The 16,505-nt window shown below is 53.5% G+C and carries 14 protein-coding genes and 1 other RNA gene; 2 read left to right on the plus strand and 13 right to left on the minus strand.

Features of this window, described 5'->3' with window-relative positions:
- Positions 1-31: 31 nt before the first annotated feature.
- The 13 genes from murC to rsmI all read right to left on the minus strand — a co-directional run bounded on the left by murC (position 32) and on the right by rsmI (position 14,423).
- Positions 32-1,444: a UDP-N-acetylmuramate--L-alanine ligase gene (murC, locus tag LMG33818_RS02885; RefSeq protein WP_442322173.1), complete on the minus strand. Its 1,413-nt coding sequence runs from the start codon at positions 1,442-1,444 to the stop codon at positions 32-34.
- A 61-nt stretch (positions 1,445-1,505) separates the two neighbouring features.
- A complete protein-coding gene (gene murG, locus LMG33818_RS02890) occupies positions 1,506-2,609 on the minus strand; it encodes an undecaprenyldiphospho-muramoylpentapeptide beta-N-acetylglucosaminyltransferase (RefSeq protein ID WP_442321842.1) in 1,104 nt (367 codons plus the stop codon).
- Positions 2,606-3,829 carry a putative lipid II flippase FtsW gene (gene ftsW, locus LMG33818_RS02895; RefSeq protein WP_442321843.1) on the minus strand — a complete coding sequence of 408 codons (1,224 nt, stop codon included), beginning with the start codon at positions 3,827-3,829 and terminating at the stop codon, positions 2,606-2,608. Before ftsW ends, murG begins: the two co-directional genes overlap by 4 nt.
- Positions 3,820-5,307: a UDP-N-acetylmuramoyl-L-alanine--D-glutamate ligase gene (murD, locus tag LMG33818_RS02900; protein ID WP_442321844.1), complete on the minus strand. Its 1,488-nt coding sequence runs from the start codon at positions 5,305-5,307 to the stop codon at positions 3,820-3,822. Before murD ends, ftsW begins: the two co-directional genes overlap by 10 nt.
- Before the next feature lie 24 nt (positions 5,308-5,331).
- Entirely contained in the window at positions 5,332-6,414 is a 1,083-nt protein-coding gene (gene mraY, locus LMG33818_RS02905) for a phospho-N-acetylmuramoyl-pentapeptide-transferase (RefSeq protein ID WP_442321845.1), read from the minus strand.
- A gap of 15 nt (positions 6,415-6,429) precedes the next feature.
- Positions 6,430-7,854 (minus strand): UDP-N-acetylmuramoyl-tripeptide--D-alanyl-D-alanine ligase, encoded by a 1,425-nt coding sequence (locus LMG33818_RS02910; protein ID WP_442321846.1) that lies wholly within the window; start codon positions 7,852-7,854, stop codon positions 6,430-6,432.
- On the minus strand, positions 7,847-9,484 hold the full coding sequence (locus LMG33818_RS02915) for a UDP-N-acetylmuramoyl-L-alanyl-D-glutamate--2,6-diaminopimelate ligase (RefSeq protein ID WP_442321847.1): 1,638 nt from the start codon (positions 9,482-9,484) through the stop codon (positions 7,847-7,849). Before LMG33818_RS02915 ends, LMG33818_RS02910 begins: the two co-directional genes overlap by 8 nt.
- The gene (locus tag LMG33818_RS02920) at positions 9,477-11,336 is read right to left on the minus strand and encodes a peptidoglycan D,D-transpeptidase FtsI family protein (protein WP_442321848.1); all 1,860 of its coding nucleotides are present in this window, start codon (positions 11,334-11,336) and stop codon (positions 9,477-9,479) included. The genes LMG33818_RS02915 and LMG33818_RS02920 overlap by 8 nt, the downstream gene beginning before the upstream one ends.
- Entirely contained in the window at positions 11,333-11,674 is a 342-nt protein-coding gene (gene ftsL / locus LMG33818_RS02925) for a cell division protein FtsL (protein ID WP_442321849.1), read from the minus strand. Before ftsL ends, LMG33818_RS02920 begins: the two co-directional genes overlap by 4 nt.
- Positions 11,675-11,681: 7 nt before the next feature.
- Positions 11,682-12,665, minus strand: a complete 984-nt coding sequence (rsmH, locus tag LMG33818_RS02930; protein WP_442321850.1) for a 16S rRNA (cytosine(1402)-N(4))-methyltransferase RsmH — start codon at positions 12,663-12,665, stop codon at positions 11,682-11,684.
- A 15-nt stretch (positions 12,666-12,680) separates the two neighbouring features.
- Positions 12,681-12,962 carry a hypothetical protein gene (locus tag LMG33818_RS02935; RefSeq protein WP_442321851.1) on the minus strand — a complete coding sequence of 94 codons (282 nt, stop codon included), beginning with the start codon at positions 12,960-12,962 and terminating at the stop codon, positions 12,681-12,683.
- A gap of 72 nt (positions 12,963-13,034) precedes the next feature.
- Positions 13,035-13,414: RNase P RNA component class A (rnpB, locus tag LMG33818_RS02940), an RNA gene on the minus strand.
- Positions 13,415-13,511: 97 nt separating this feature from the next.
- Positions 13,512-14,423, minus strand: coding sequence for a 16S rRNA (cytidine(1402)-2'-O)-methyltransferase (gene rsmI, locus LMG33818_RS02945; RefSeq protein ID WP_442321852.1), 912 nt, complete (start codon positions 14,421-14,423; stop codon positions 13,512-13,514).
- Position 14,424: 1 nt separating this feature from the next.
- Here rsmI and LMG33818_RS02950 point away from each other — a divergent pair, with 1 nt between their 5' ends.
- Together LMG33818_RS02950 and LMG33818_RS02955 are read left to right on the plus strand one after the other, a co-directional pair.
- Positions 14,425-14,655, plus strand: coding sequence for a hypothetical protein (locus LMG33818_RS02950; RefSeq protein ID WP_442321853.1), 231 nt, complete (start codon positions 14,425-14,427; stop codon positions 14,653-14,655).
- 124 nt (positions 14,656-14,779) lie between these two features.
- Positions 14,780-16,498: a penicillin-binding protein activator gene (locus tag LMG33818_RS02955; RefSeq protein ID WP_442321854.1), complete on the plus strand. Its 1,719-nt coding sequence runs from the start codon at positions 14,780-14,782 to the stop codon at positions 16,496-16,498.
- Positions 16,499-16,505 lie beyond the last annotated feature (7 nt).

Raw genomic sequence — 16,505 nt, forward strand, 5'->3', positions numbered from 1 at the left:
GAGCTCTCACAAATAAACATTAGCGTTCGAATCAAAGCACCAGTTTCTCGACATCCAACTGACAATCTGCCAGCGCCTGCGCAATGACACCAATATCCCCTGCCCCTTGGGTAATAAGAATATCGCCGTCCTTCAGGACATTGGACAGAATACTCCCCAGCACCTGTTTGCTTTCGACGAAGACAGGGTCCAGCTCGGAGCGCTGACGGATGGATTTTGCCAGTGCACGGCTATCTGCACCCTTGACAGGAGCTTCACCCGCCGAATAGACATCCAACAGTAAAAGCACATCGGTTTGTGATAGCACACGTACAAATTCATCGTACAATTCGTGTGTGCGACTGTAGCGATGAGGCTGGTACAGCATGACAAGACGGCGCTCGGGCCACCCCTGTCGAATTCCTTCGATGACCATTTCGACTTCACGAGGATGATGACCATAATCGTCCACGAGCATGACCTCTGCCCGGTTGGCGGGTAGCGCAAAGTTGCCATGCACCTGGAAACGCCGCCCTACCCCCGCGAAATCACGCATACCACTGATAATGGCTTCATCAGACACACCCACATCGGTGGCAACTGCAATCGCCGCTATCGCATTCAGAGCATTGTGCCTGCCCGGCATATTCAGGCGGATCGAAAGCGGCGAGTACCCCGCTGGTCGTACAGCAGTGAACTGAATGGTACGGTCACTTTGAGTGAAGTCTTCGATCCTGAAGTCAGCCTTTTCGTTAAAACCATAGGTTACAAACTGGCGCTGAATTTTTGGCAGCAACGATGTCACTGTTTCATCATCAGTACACAAGATGGCTTGCCCATAAAAAGGCACATTGTGAAGAAAGGCGATAAAGGCTTCCTGAAGACGATTGAAATCGCCTTCATAGGTGCTCATGTGATCCGCATCAATGTTCGTTACAATGGCGGTCATTGGTTGCAAATGAAGGAAAGAAGCATCGGATTCATCTGCCTCGGCGACCAGAAACTCCCCCTCCCCCAACCGCGCATTGGTGCCTGCACTGTTCAACAGGCCTCCAATAACAAAGGTAGGGTCCAGGCCACCTTCTGCCAACAGCGTCGCTGTCAGACTGGTCGTCGTGGTCTTGCCATGCGTACCTGCAATGGCAATGCCATTACGGAAACGCATCAGTTCAGAAAGCATCTCGGCACGGCGAACAATCGGAATACGATGTTCACGTGCATAGGCGACCTCCGGGTTACTCGGATTTATGGCCGTAGAGACAACAACAACATCTACATCCTTCACATGGTCAGCACTATGCCCCACAAAGACCTTAATGCCGACCTGCTCCAGGTGGTTTGTCACCGCCGAGCGTTTTTGGTCACTACCGCTGACCTGAAACGACTGGTTATGTAGCACTTCAGCGATGCCGGACATACCGGAACCGCCTATTCCCACAAAATGGATACGATTGATTCGCCCCATACTGCTACGTGAAATATAAGTCGGTCGACTCTCTGAAACGGATTCGGAATGACCTTTCTTCCTAGTGCTCACGCGCAATCTCCAAACATCCTGCTGCCATTTTTTCCATCGTTCCCGGCCGTGCACGCTGATGTGCCTTTATGGACATTTCGGCCAACACATCCGGGTGTAAGACGTCGACCAGTTTTTTTGCTAACGACTCACCGGTGATATCCCGCTGGGGAGCCAGTACTGCTGCCCCATAGTCCGTCAAATCATGTGCATTGAGTGTCTGATGATCATCCACCGCCGTAGGTAAAGGCACCAGAATGGAAGGCTTGCCAGCCGCAGCCAACTCGGCAATCGTCAGGGCTCCAGCTCTGCAGACGATAAGATCAGCCCACTCGTAGGCTTGCGCCATATCAGTAATAAACTCACTGCATGCGGCAATGACGTTCGCTTTCTGATAGGCGTCTTCCGTTTCACGCAGTTTGTTACGACCGCTCTGGTGGCGTACATCCGGACGTTGGTCTTTCGGTAATTGCTCAAGTGCAGCCGGTACGTCACGGTTCAGTGCCGAAGCCCCCAGCGACCCACCCACTACCAGCAGATGTAGCTTGCGATCCTGCATGTCTTCACGGGTGCGTAAATGTTCACCCAATGCAGAAATTTCTTCACGAACAGGATTACCAACGACTTGCGCCTTGATTGAGGGCGGAAAAGCCGTTGGGAATGCCGCATAGACACGGGCAGCCATTCGGGCCAATACCTTGTTGGTCATACCGGCAACGGCATTCTGCTCATGAATGACAATGGGAACACCCGACAACTTGGCTGCCAGCCCTCCAGGACCACTGGCAAACCCACCCATCCCAATCACCAATGACGGTTTCAGTTCGCGAATGATCTTTTTCGCCTGAAGGACCGCATGGGAAAGGTGCACGGGCATTTTCAGCCAACCGGCCAGACCATTGCGCCGTAACCCACTCACGTCAATGGTATGCAAGGGATAACCGGCTTGAGGCACCAGTGTATTTTCCAGCCCGCGCGGCGAGCCCAACCAATGGATTTCAACACCACGACGGCTGAGTTCCTTTGCCAGGGAAAGTGCGGGGATGACGTGCCCACCGGTACCCCCCGCCATAATCAACATGCGCACGGGTGTTTTATTCTCGGAAGATGTCATGACTGACGCTCCCTAAGACGTGCCAAACGACGCTCACGATGAGGACGTCCACGGGGCTGATCATTCTTGCGCGAACGCAAATAGGCACGGGTTTCGCCATCCACACGCAGCAACACACCAATCATTGCACCCGACACCAACATACTCGAGCCACCATAACTTACTAGCGGTAATGTCAACCCTTTAGTAGGCGCCAGCCCCGTATTTACAGCCAGATTGATAAATGCCTGCGCACCGAAAATGAGGGCAAGGCCATAACAGACATACGCGGAATAAAGCCGCCCTGTCATTTCGGCGGTGCGCCCGATTCTGAACGCACGGAAAACCAACAGAGCAAAAAGCAGTACCACACCAACAGAGCCGACCAGACCGAGCTCTTCAGCCAGCACGGAATACACAAAGTCAGTGTGTGCCTCAGGAAGGTAGAAGAGTTTCTGAATACTGTTACCCAACCCTACTCCAAACCAGCCACCACGCCCGAAAGCAATGAGGGCCTGTGTCAGCTGATAACCGCTGGCATACTGATTGGCCCATGGGTTGAGGTAACTGGTAACACGTTCAACACGGTAAGGTTCGGCCATCGCAATAATGACTGCCAATACCAGCACCACGGCTGATAGCAACAGGAAACGCCAGAGTTGGACACCTGACATCAGTAGCATTCCCATAGCGGCCGAAAGCGCCACCACGGTAGCCCCATAGTCAGGCTCGAGAATCAACAGAACACCCATGGCGGCAACCAGCAATAACGGTGCCGCGAAGCCGGCCCACGTGGTACGCACGCGCTCAAGGTGCCTGGTGAGATAGCCCGCCAGATACACGACCAGACACACCTTGGCAATCTCGGAAGACTGCAGGTTGATAATTCCAGCCGGTATCCAGCGGCGTGCACCATTGACTTCGCGCCCGACCACCAGTGTCGCCGCCAACAGGATCAATGCCACCAGAAAGAGTGTGGGGCCATTGGCACGCCACCATGACATCGGGACACGCATGCAGATAATCGCCATGATGAATCCGAGCAGGATATAAATACCATGTCGAATACTGAAATAGTACGGATTACCGGTCGTACTGGTAGCAATTTCACTGGAGGCAGAGGTCACCATCACCCAGCCAATTGAGACCAGAATCAGGGTAGAAAGAATCAACCAGCCATCAAGCGCATGCCCTTTTGTTGAGAAGCGCTCTTCCAGTTTGGCAAAGAGAGTCATCGGCATTCCTTTTCCGTGGATGAAGTCACTTCATCCAGCTGTTCAAACCAGTCGCGGAAGGCATCGCCACGCGCCTGATAATTTCGAAACTGATCAAGACTGGCACAGGCAGGCGACAACAGAATGGCATCGCCTGACTCGGCGATCTCAAGCGCCTTTTCCAATGCTTCCTGTAATGTATTCACCACCGTCACCGAAGGATGGGATACCAGCGCCTGTTGTATTTTGCTGGCATCCTGCCCAAACAGGAAAACGTTTGAGCGGTGCGCCATCAGGGGCTCAAGCAGCGGGGAAAAATCCTGCCCTTTACCCACACCACCGCCCAACCATAGCAATTTGCCTGACAAGGTTGGGGTAATCCCCCGAAGCGCTGCAAGGCTGGCCCCAACGTTGGTCCCCTTCGAATCATTGATGAAGTCGATACCGTGATAACAACCCAGTCGCTCCGCCCGATGAGGCAGCCCCGTAAAATGTTTTACCGCCTCAAGCATGGGTGCTTTAGGCCATTTCATGGATGCACCAATCGCCAGGGCAGCCAACACATTCGCCAGGTTATGCTCTCCGGCAACGTGCAAGTCGGTACTTTCAAGCCAGTCAACATCATTGTGGACCAATGCGGTAGCGCTACCTGCCTGTTTGTTCAATCCCCAGACATCCCCCGCAGTTCTACCGGCGCGTGTTAGCTCATTCGTCCCTTCAATAGGTGAACGAGTCGTAAACCATGTTGTGGGCATGGCATCTGACACCGGCCAGGTAGCACTGTCATCAATATTGGCAACCGCCGCATGCGCATGATGGAAGATATTCAGCTTTGCCGCACGATAGCCGATCATATCCCCATGACGATCCAGGTGGTCCTCACTCAGATTCAGGAAACAGGCTACCGTGGGCGCCAACAGATGTGACATTTCCAGCTGGAAGGAAGAAAGCTCCAATACGTATACAGCATGATGTTCTTCAAGAAGCGTCAGGGTGGCGGTACCGAGGTTTCCCCCTACGCCTACATCCAGGCCACAGGCCTGCGCCATCTCTCCCACCAGTGTGGTTACCGTGGATTTGGCATTCGACCCTGTAATGGCAACCACCTGTGCACTTTCAGGTACCGCACGTGCAAAGAGATCCAGCTCGCCAATCAGACGATCCCGTACATTGTCGAAGGCAGCCTGATTTGGATCAACCCCGGGGCTAACAATCACTTCATACGCCTGTGAAAGATCCAGCCGGCCCAGATCACCCAGAAATTCCCCGGCGTACGTTTGCGTAACCGGAAAATCACGGCGCCATGCCTCCAGCCCGGGAGGTGCACTACGGCTGTCTGCCATGGCAAATGGCTCGCCCAGGCGGAGAAGATGCCGCGCAATGGCACGGCCGGAGATACCCATTCCCACCACAAGGCGATACCCCTTGGGCACCCTTCCCGTGCGTGGAAAAAGCTCAGCAGCCTCATTGTGCTCAGCCGCTACATTTGGCGTATGTACTTCCATCTTTTACCTTAGCGGACGATTACCTTAACGGAATTTAAGTGTCGCCAGTCCAACCAGTACCAGAACGAACGTAATGATCCAGAAGCGCACAATAACGCGAGGCTCTGGCCAGCCTTTCAGTTCGAAATGGTGATGGATCGGGGCCATGCGGAAAATACGCTTGCCGGTCAGCTTGAAGGAGGCTACCTGCAAAATAACGGAGAGTGTTTCAACCACAAAAATACCCCCCATGATCACCAGCACGATTTCCTGACGTACGATAACCGCAATGGTACCCAGTGCAGCACCCAGTGCCAGACTTCCTACGTCGCCCATAAAAACCTGAGCGGGATAGGTGTTGAACCAAAGAAATCCCAGTCCGGCGCCTACAATGGCAGCACAGAAAATACAGATTTCATTCGCCCCTGAAATAAAGGGGATATGCAAGTAGTCTGCAAAGACGGCGTTACCGCTGGCAAACGCGAAGACACCAAGCCCAAGCGTCACCAATACCGTAGGCATGATCGCGAGACCATCCAAACCGTCTGTCAGGTTAACGGCATTCGAGCTACCCACGATCACGAAGTAGGTCAGCACCACAAAGAATATGCCCAGCGGCAGTACCACATGTTTGAACATCGGGATAATCAGCGCGGTCTGATCAGGCGTTTTGGCCGCCAGATACAGGATGATACCCGCTGCAAGCGCAATCACCGACTGCCAGAAGTATTTCCACCGTGCAGGCAAGCCACGCGGATTTTTCTCGACAACCTTGCGGTGATCATCTACCCAGCCCACAACGCCGGTACCCAATGTAACGATCAACAAGACCCAGATGTACAGATTGGTCAGACTTCCCCATAGCAGCGTCGAAATACCAATCGTTGCCAGAATCATGGCCCCCCCCATGGTGGGGGTACCTGCTTTTGACAAGTGTGACTGTGGGCCATCATCACGAATGGCCTGCCCGATCTGGGCAGAGACCAAACGACGAATGAACCATGGCCCCATCACCAATGAAAGAATCAGTGACGTCAAGGCACCCAAAAGCATACGGGTAGTGGTATAGCTGAAAACATTGAAAGCTGTCGAAATGTGTGACAGCCATTCGCTGATAAGAAGAAGCATCTATCTGTTCACATTCTAATGGTTGACTGAATTAGAAGCCGATGAGGCTTCTTCCTGTTGTGAAGGGGCGGCAAGGATTTCCACTACCCGCTCCAACCGTGTACTGCGTGACCCTTTGATCAACACTGAGGCATCGTTGGGCAATTCACGCTCAACGGCTGTGACAAACTCATCCCAATTCGAGTAGGACTCGCCACCAAATGCCCGCGCCGCAGGAGCCGTGCCTGTGCCATAGGCAATCAGACCATCGATACCCAATGCTTTTGCAAAAGCCCCAATTTCCTGATGAAGCGCATGGCTCTCTTCACCCAATTCGCCCATTTCACCCATGACAAACCATCGTGGCGCTGGTTGCTGGGCAAGCGTTTCCAGCGCAGCCTTGCAGGCACCGGGGTTAGCATTATAGGTATCATCCAGCAGTGTGCGCCCATGACTTCCCGCACAAAAGCGCATCCGCCCTTTAACGAATCCAACCTGTTGCAGACCCGCCACAATATGTTCGTCGGCAATACCCAAAGCTGACGTGGCCGCTGCCGCTGCCAAGGCATTGCGAATATTATATTCACCCAGCAACTGTAGTTGAACGTGACCGACAACGTTGCCACGAATCGAGAGATCAAACGTATAACGCGCGTGTGCATCATGCGTGATATTGCTCGCGCTCACGTCTGCCTGCTCGTTCAGACCAAAATCAATAATATCTGCCTCGTTGCAATGCAGCCGCGCAATACGATGCCACACGGGGAAGAAGGCATCATCGCGGTTAAGGACAACCCGCCCACCGGCGGCCAAGCCGAGCATGATTTCCGACTTGGCCTGAGCGATATTGCCCAACCCGCCAAATTCCCCCACATGCGCCCCCGTCACATTGGTAATGACTGCGACCTGGGGCCTCACCTGAGGCGACGTCCAGGCCAATTCACCTATATGACTAGCGCCCAGTTCAACCACGCCATACTGGTCGGTATCACGTAAACGGCATAGAGTTTGCGGCACGCCGACATAACTGTTCAGGTTACCGAGTGTCGCCAGCACCTTTTCATCATTTCCTGTAGCAGCCACAAGAATTGATTTGATCAGTTCTTTCACCGTGGTTTTGCCGCTATTCCCTGTAACGGCAATCAATTCAGTCGTCACCGCACGACGCGCAAACCCACCCAACAACCCAAGGGCCAGGCGAGTGTCATTGACAATCATTTGGCGCCCTTTTGCGGCAGGCACTTCGTCACTCATGTCATGATCAACCACAACGGCAGCTGCACCGGCATCAAGGGCACGCGCTACGAAAACATGACCATCCATCGCCTCGCCACGCATGGCAAAGAAGAGATCCCCTGCAGCAAGCTGGCGGCTATCGGTCACAGGGCGCGTGAAAGGAAGTGCTTCCCCATGATAATCAGCCCCCATGGCTTCTGCCGCCTGTCGTAATGTATCAAGCATGGGAGCTTCCTTGTGTATGGCTTTTTTCGTGATCGCTTTCGTCTGCATGCACTGATGGACGACTCCGTAACGCCAACGCTTGACGAGCAATATCCAGATCCGAGAAAGGATGACGCACGCCCTGAATGTCCTGATAGTTTTCGTGCCCTTTGCCGGCAATCAGAATCAGATCGTCTGCACTGGCCTGGGCAATCGTTTCTTCAATGGCCTTTTGGCGGCCCGCCACTTCTTCATAGACGGCCCCTTCGGGGAGGCCAGCAATTATTTGTGCCCGAATTGTCGCAGCGTCCTCGGTACGCGGATTATCGTCGGTAATAACCAAATGCTGTGCAAGGCGAGCACCTACCTCGGCCATCAAGGGACGTTTACCAGTATCTCGATCGCCGCCACACCCTACAATGCACCACAGATTACCCTTTACGTGATCATGAAGCGCACCCAGTGCATTTTCGAGTGCATCCGGAGTATGTGCGTAATCCACCACCACCAACGGTGCATCAGGAAGATCAAGGCGTTCCATCCGGCCAGCAACAGGATGAATACGTTCGGCAATGGCCAGTAGCTTATCCAACGACTCGCCGCGCCCATACAATGCAGCGATCGCCAGCAGGATATTATCGAGATTGAAGCGGCCCATCAGGGAAAGATGCAGCTCGCGCTCTCCTTCTGGCGTTAGCAAATGTGCTTTCTGCCCAGCGGCTTCAGGTGTCCATGAGAGAATACGAAAATCGCCCTCGGCACCACCAACTCGCAGACAGCGTGCAGAGGCAGGTAATCCTGCTGTCATCAACGCAGCATAATCATCATCCGCATTGACTACTGCCAGCTCGATAGTCTTGCGCTGAAACAGCTTGGCCTTGGCAGCGGCATAGGCCAACATGCTGCCATGGTAATCCAAATGATCGCGCGTCAGATTGGTAAAGATTGCCGTACGAATTTCAAGAGGATCAAGACGCCCCTGATCCAGTGCATGAGACGATGCCTCCAGTGCGAGACGCTCACACCCGGCTGCCGCCAATTGTTGGGCAACACCGGCAACAGCCAGCGGGTCAGGTGTTGTGAGCCCTGTCTCCTGCAGTGCCCCCAAACGCCCCACACCCAGGGTTCCCATGAGCCCCGTCGGATGCCCGAGCTGCTCGGAGAGCGCGGCAATATAATGGGTGACCGAACTTTTACCATTCGTTCCCGTAACGGCCATGATATCCAGAGATGCCGGAATATCTGCCAGAGTCTGGATGAGGTGCATCAGCACGCTATCCAAATCCGTCAACGCCACAATTCTGGATTGGAGGCTCTCCCTGAGGTGACCATCGGCTGCCAAAAGAGCATCAGGAAATGTCAGCGAGGAGAGCTTTTCAATACCGCCTTCATCCAGCAACACCAAACCCGCCCCATTGTCCAACGCTTGAGGAATATAATAATGGCCATCCTGCTGGCTACCCTCACGTGCGATGAATACGTCACCTGAACGAATTTTTCGAGAATCGAAAAAAAGGCCGGCATCATCCGCCACAGCATCGAAATAGATATCCGGTAGTTCCGGCCAATGGGTTTTCAATACCTGAGACAGCTCAACCCTTGACACCCGGAATTCGGGCACAATATCGGTCATGGTGGCCTGTTCAGTCATTTGGCATCTTCCTGGCAGCATCGATTGCGGCCTGATTGTTATTGATACCCGTCACTTCCTGTGCCTGTTGCCGACGCATGGCTTCGGCCTGTTCTACCTGTTGCTGCGGAGACATCACATGATACTTTCCGGCATTGGCATCAGGTGGTACATCCAGCATGCGCAGGGCGGGCCCGGCGACCTGTGAAAACACCGGTGCAGCCACCTGAGCCCCGTAATAGCCACCGGTTTTCGAGTTATCAATCGAGACCACTACAATCAGGCGAGGATTCGATACGGGAGCAATCCCAACAAAGTTGGAACGGTATGCGTTTGCCTCGTAACCCGACGCCCCGACTTTGTGTACTGTCCCCGTTTTACCGGCCACACGATAACCATCAATGCGGGCACGATAGCCCCCGCCGTATGGCCCCATGACAGTCTCCATCATGTTCAATACCCGATGTGCTGTATCAGGATTCATCACCTGCGCACATTTCGGAGCAGTATCCAGCCGCAGGAACGATGGCGCCAGCCGACACCCGTTATTACCCAACGCTGTATACGCCGTGGCCAACTGAAGCGCGGATACGGAAACACCATAACCATAGGCCATAGTGGCACGCTTTGCATTCGACCATGAGTACGGGGTGGGCAGGCTACCGGTAGCCTCTCCGGGGAAACCGGTGCCCAGGCTCTGGCCCAGGCCCAGGCGGTTGTACATATTCCAGATCGTATTGTCCGGCACACGAAGCGCCAACTTGGTCATCCCTATGTTGGATGACTTGGTAATGACGCCCGTTAGCGTCAGGCGCCCAAAGTTGGATACGTCGCGGATCGTATAACCATCAACACGCATGTAACCGGGCGATGTATTCAATACCGTATCCAGAGGCACTTTGTGGCTCTCCAGAATGGATGACATGGCCAGTGGCTTCATGACCGAGCCTGGTTCGAAAGCATCCGTAACAGCCCGCGCACGTAGCCCACTCGGGTCCATGTCAGAGCGATTGTTCGGGTTATAGGAGGGAAAATCCGCCAACGCCAGTACTTCACCGGTTTTCGCATTCATCATGACCAGTGTACCGGCATCCGCGTGGTGCTGGCGGACGGCATCTGACAGCGCACGAAATGCCAGATATTGAAGGCGTGTATTGATCGAAAGATGCAGCTCCCCGCCTGGGTGGGCATCCCGAATCAGGTGAAGCTCACGTACCAATTGCCCTTTACGGTCTACCAGTACACGGCGCTCTCCGGGCTTACCGGTCAACCATTTATTGTAGGCGAGTTCGAGCCCTTCCTGCCCTTTATCATCAATGTTGGTGACACCCACCAATTGGGCAGCAACATCACCGGCAGGATAATAACGCTTGTATTCATGCTGCCCATAAACCCCTGCGATCCCAAGATCGAGCACCTTCTGCGCATCCTGTGGCGCCACCTGACGGCGCAGGTAGATAAAACCACGACTACGCAAATGCCCGATGTGCTGGATGAAGGAAGAAGGATCTTCCCCCAGCGCGTTGGCAAGACGCGTCAAGCTCGCTGTATCAGTAGGCATCTGGTGAGGATTGGCCCATAGGGTAATAACCGGTGTCGATACCGCCAAAGGCTCACCATCACGGTCAGTGATCATGCCTCGGTGAGCATCAATACTGACATTGCGGATCGTGCGTGCATCCCCTTGCCCCATGAGGAATTTCTGCGTCACCACCTGCAGATCCACAATACGAAAAACCAAAAGCCCCAACACCCCAAGGATGATGACCAGCATGATGCGATATCGCCAGACATTGGCTGGCAAAGGAGCTCCTTTCGAGGCTGGCTGACGGGAGTTACTTTCACGCCGCCCCCGATATTGCGGATTATTCATGGGCTCAGCACTCTGGTCTCATTAACGGCCGGGACATGCATGTGCAAATGATCCTGCGCAATGGCTTCAATACGAGAAGGGCTGGACCAGGTGCTCTCTTCCAACAACAGGCGGCTCCAATCGGCCTGATAGCCATCCATCTTGTGTTCGAGTGTCTGTAACTCGGCATATTGCACGCGTGTCTGGTGAGTGATCGTCACCACTGCAAAGGCAGATACAAGGTTAAGTACCGCCAGAATAAACACTGTCAGCAAGGTAGCACCAAAGAATAATCGGCGAGAGAGACTACCCACTTTTACGACTGGGCGCCCAGCCCGTTTTGCGACAGGAGTTATCATAAGGTGTTTACCCCAACTTACGAGCAACGCGCATGACAGCGCTTCGTGCACGCGGATTAACGTCTATTTCTTCGGCAGACGGCTTTTGAGCCTTACCAACGATTTCAAGCCGGCGTTTCAGCTGTGCTTCAGTGACAGGCAAATGCGGCGGCAAATGCGCGTCTCCCCGTGATTCATCACGAAAGAAACGCTTTACAATACGATCTTCAAGCGAATGAAAACTGATAATCACCAGATGTCCACCCGGTCTTAATACATTCAGAGCTGCATCCAGCGCTTTTTCCAACTGCCCAAGCTCATCATTGATATGGATACGAATGGCCTGAAATGCGCGGGTCGCCGGGTGCTTGTGTTTTTCCCACGCAGGGTGTGCTTCCTTCAGGACCGCAGCAAGATCACCGGTGGTGACGAAGGGTATTTCTTCCCGACGTCGACAAACAGCACGAGCCAAGCGGCGCGCATAACGCTCTTCACCATAGACTTTGAACACGCGCGCCATTTCAGACTCGTCAACCGAGGCCACCCATTCGGCCGCGGACATCCCCGATTCCGGATCCATCCGCATATCCAGAGGGCCATCGCGCAAAAAACTGAAACCGCGTTGAGCATCATCCAACTGGGGAGAAGAAACACCGATATCGAGAAGAAGACCTGCCACACGCCCCTCGACCTGCTCCTCACGCGCCACAGCCTCTACTTCTGAAAAGGTAGCACGATGAATCGAAAAGCGTGGGTCTGAAATAGCGTTGGCTGCTTCGAGGGCCTGAGGATCACGGTCAATTGCGACCAGACGCCCTTCGGAGGAAAGCCGGGAGAGAATGGCACGACTATGACCGCCACGGCCAAAGGTGCCATCAATATAGAGCCCATCAGGATTGGAAATCAGTGCATCAACAGCACCATCAAGCAACACACTTGTGTGCTTGTGATCTTCCGACTGTGGCAGGGACCGAGTTTTGTTGAGCTCAGTATCTTCAACCCTCAATGTCATGGCACCTACTAACAGTCAAAAATAAATAAAACCGAAGGTATTCCCCGGCCGCCGCTTATACATTCTTCCACTACCAAGCGTAAACATCGCCCAACAAGGGTTCAACATCGTCAGCACTGGGCTTACATAGTCAACTTGCTGAGTGTAGCCAACGTCTGTCAGGTTGGCCTTCACCCAACTGCCCGTAGCTTGGATAACAGTAGTGTAGTTGATGATGTAGATTAATAGTGTAGTCAGCGTTGGCGTACCAGGAAATAGCCCTTCATATAAATAAGGACAATATCCGAATTCTGGCAACAACAGGCTCCCGAAAAACAAGAAGCCTGCATCATTCGCCGCGCCCAGGTTGTGACGCAGCAAATCGAAATTGTAGAGAGTCAGCCGATAAGCCGGGTTCTGTCGTGGACAGCCATTCCTCTAGGGCAAGCGTCACCACTTGCCTCAAGCAACCTACCCGAACCCTTGCACGGGCCGTGCCGATGGGTTCCTATTTGGTCTTGCTCCGAGTGGGGTTTACCATGCCACGCCTGTTGCCAGCCGCGCGGTGCGCTCTTACCGCACCCTTTCACCCTTGCCGGCAGCCCGGCAAACCGGGCCTGCGTAGGCGGTCTTCTCTCTGCTGCACTCTCCGTCGGCTCACGCCGCCCAGGTGTTACCTGGCACTCTGCCCTATGGAGCCCGGACTTTCCTCCCCTGTACCCATGAACCAAAATTCATGACTATACAGCGGCGACTGTCTGACCGACTCTCTAGCATGAAGAATACCAGCGCACGCGCCGCCACTCAAGGTAAAGTCACTGTATAACCGTGCAGTTACAGGGAGTTACATTAAAAGAGCGGTATTTGCTAACGAGCATCTTTCATGGCCTGCACCTTTTCATACCACTGCTGCTTCTTGCCGCCCAGTACTTTGGCCGCAACTCCCGCGGCTTGCTTGACGCCTACAGACGCATCCAACAGCGCAGAAAGCAATGTATCTGCATCCACATCCTGCCCCTGCGCTGCCTCTTCTTCAGCCCCTTTGATCATGACAACGAATTCGCCTTTACTTTGATCTGGATCAGAGGCCATGCGCGCCAGAAGCGCTTCTGCACATCCAGACAAAAATGTTTCGAAGCGCTTGGTCAATTCACGCGCCAAAACGATTCTACGGTCCCCAAAGACAACCGCCATATCGCGCAGGCTCTCTTCAATCCGATGGGGGGACTCGTAAAAAACCAGTGTCGCTGTTTCTTTGGAAAATCGTTCCAGCACACGTTGCCGTGACGAGCGCCTGGCGGGTAGAAACCCTTCGAAAATAAATCGATCTGTTGGCAGTCCCGCACCGCTCAACGCAGTGATCAAGGCACACGGCCCGGGAACAGGCACGACAGGCAACCCCGCCTCACGCAGAAGCCCTACTACACGATAACCGGGGTCCGAGATCAGTGGTGTACCGGCGTCACTGATAAGGGCTATCTTTTCCCCCTGACCGATACGCTGCACCAGAGTTTCTGCACGGGCACGTTCATTGTGATCATGCAAGGCAATGACCGGTGTTCTGATATCAAAATGCGACAATAATCGCCCACTGTGGCGAGTATCTTCCGCCGCGATCACATCCGCCTGTTGAAGAATGCGTATAGCACGGGGAGACAAGTCATCCAGATTGCCGATGGGTGTTGCCACAACATAAAGCACACCTGTTGAAGTATCCTGAGGGGCTAAAGTCGGCTCGCTAGCAGCCGATATACTGGATTCATTTGTGACTGGGGACACTATGGATACGCTCCGTTCTTTGCCTATGCATCATTCCACTGCTATTGCGCTATGGGCTATTTTATTACGGTCTATTTCACTACAAGCCTTTGCCACTATCCATGTAGGCGTCATCCATTCCGCATTGACTATCGACTATAGTGATTGGCCGCGTCTATCAGCTGCCTCTATTGGCGGCCACTGGCAACGGGTAAACAACAACAGTCCATGGCATACAAAAAATAACCCATGATTGCTCGCCACGTTATCCGTGACCTGCTAGGTTTAATAGCATACGCAAATCATGGGTAGCTTTCCCCATGATCTGATAATATCGACAGAATACTGTACCGGAATTGCACAAGGAGTGAACTCACATGCGCGACTCGCTGCATAAACTTGGCGGCTTGACCATCGCCACGCTTATACTGGGTGGATGTGCCGCCAACCCTTTTGGAAGCAGTACGCCTTCCCCCCAAAGTTTGCTGGATCAGGCACAACATCAGACAGGGCAAGAGGCGGCGCAAAACCGGCTACAGGCAGCAGATATTCTAACACAGCAGGGGAATAGCTCGAAGGCAGTCAGTGTGCTTCGACAGATCAATGCACGCCAGCTTAACAATAGCGATAAAGCTCGCTACGCCACACTATTGGCACAGGGTGCGCTCAAAACAGGCGACACCCGGGCCGCGTTGACAACCACCAATATCCTCAACACCCACATTCCCCTGAGCGATACCCAGAAGCAGACACTGGAAACGGTACGCGGTGAGGCACAGGGAAAACTGGGCAACCATTTACAATCCACGATAACGCTTATTCAGGCTCAGCGTGATGCCAATAACACCACTGACCTGAACAACAATATCTGGGAGCAACTCTCGCAGCTCAATGCAAGCCAACTCAATCGTGTGCCTGACCCTGATTCACTTGCCGATGGCTGGATCACGCTGGCACAACTACACTTGCAGGCCGGTAACAACATCGACGGCTATAAAACGCAGATCAGCAACTGGCAAACAGCTTACCCTGATCATCCTGCGTCAAAAGAGCTGCCTGAATCTCTGACTTCAATCAAGAACACTCAGACGCAAACCATTAGCAAAATCGCTATTCTGTTACCGCAAAGCGGTGATCTTTCAACAGTTGCTCAGGCGATCAAACAAGGTATTCAAGCCCAACAGCAGGCTCAAAGCCAATCCGGACAAAGCGTCCCCAGCCTTGATTTCATCGATTCATCACAGGGAAACCTGCAATCACTTTACCAGCAGGCCGAACAGGCCGGTGCCCAGGTAGTCATTGGACCACTTGACAAGAATCTGGTCACGCAACTGGAACAACAAACCAGCGCCCCACTACCTACCCTTGCACTCAACTACGGTAATTCGGCGACGAACAACAACCCGGATCTTTATGAATACGGATTGTCTGCCGAAGATGAAGCGCGCCAGGCGGCCATTCAGGCCTCTGCGGATGGTCACCATAATGCCGACGTACTTGTACCCAATAACGAGTGGGGGAATCGGGTATATAACTCGTTCGCCCAACAATGGCAGACACAAGGGGGCCAGGTGGCTGATGTTGAACACTACAACCCGAATGGTGCCGTTACCAGCACAGTCACCCGCATGCTTCGCAGTGGTGGTAATGCCGCAGACATGATTTTCATGCTCGCACTCCCTCCCTATGCGCGTCAGGTGCCGCCGACATTGGCATTTTACAATACCCATTTACCCATCTATGCAACCTCACACGTTTATTCGGGCACACCCAATGCCAATTCGGATTCAGACCTGAATGGCGTTAAGTTCCCAAATATCCCGTGGGAAATTCCTCAAGTGGTGGGCAGCTCGAATTTAGCCAATTCTGCCGCCTATCAGCAACTCAGTCAGGCTCAACTCCCGCCACCTGTTTTCAAACTGGCTGCCATGGGTGTGGATGCATACAACCTGGCACACAACCTGTCTCTCTATAAGGCCATTCCCTCCACCAAAATCAATGGTGCTACGGGCCTTCTTCAGATTGACAAGAATCGCCGCTTCGAGCGCCATTTGCCGTGGGCCGAGTTCAAGGGAGGAGTGCCCGCACAACCCTGAGCCACAG

Origin of the sequence: Cernens ardua, assembly GCF_051251085.1 — a bacterium.
GTDB lineage: Bacteria > Pseudomonadota > Gammaproteobacteria > Pseudomonadales > Halomonadaceae > Cernens > Cernens ardua.

Excerpts from the sequence above, each read along its gene's own strand:
- ftsL (WP_442321849.1), bottom strand. The coding sequence starts at position 11,674 with ATGATAACTCCTGTCGCAAAACGGGCTGGGCGCCCAGTCGTAAAAGTG.
- LMG33818_RS02955 (WP_442321854.1), top strand. The coding sequence starts at position 14,780 with ATGCGCGACTCGCTGCATAAACTTGGCGGCTTGACCATCGCCACGCTT.
- mraY (WP_442321845.1), bottom strand. The coding sequence starts at position 6,414 with ATGCTTCTTCTTATCAGCGAATGGCTGTCACACATTTCGACAGCTTTC.
- ftsW (WP_442321843.1), bottom strand. The coding sequence starts at position 3,829 with ATGCCGATGACTCTCTTTGCCAAACTGGAAGAGCGCTTCTCAACAAAA.
- LMG33818_RS02920 (WP_442321848.1), bottom strand. The coding sequence starts at position 11,336 with ATGAATAATCCGCAATATCGGGGGCGGCGTGAAAGTAACTCCCGTCAG.
- rsmH (WP_442321850.1), bottom strand. The coding sequence starts at position 12,665 with ATGACATTGAGGGTTGAAGATACTGAGCTCAACAAAACTCGGTCCCTG.
- LMG33818_RS02915 (WP_442321847.1), bottom strand. The coding sequence starts at position 9,484 with ATGACTGAACAGGCCACCATGACCGATATTGTGCCCGAATTCCGGGTG.
- LMG33818_RS02950 (WP_442321853.1), top strand. The coding sequence starts at position 14,425 with ATGGATACGCTCCGTTCTTTGCCTATGCATCATTCCACTGCTATTGCG.
- murC (WP_442322173.1), bottom strand. The coding sequence starts at position 1,444 with ATGGGGCGAATCAATCGTATCCATTTTGTGGGAATAGGCGGTTCCGGT.
- murG (WP_442321842.1), bottom strand. The coding sequence starts at position 2,609 with ATGACATCTTCCGAGAATAAAACACCCGTGCGCATGTTGATTATGGCG.
- LMG33818_RS02910 (WP_442321846.1), bottom strand. The coding sequence starts at position 7,854 with ATGCTTGATACATTACGACAGGCGGCAGAAGCCATGGGGGCTGATTAT.
- murD (WP_442321844.1), bottom strand. The coding sequence starts at position 5,307 with ATGGAAGTACATACGCCAAATGTAGCGGCTGAGCACAATGAGGCTGCT.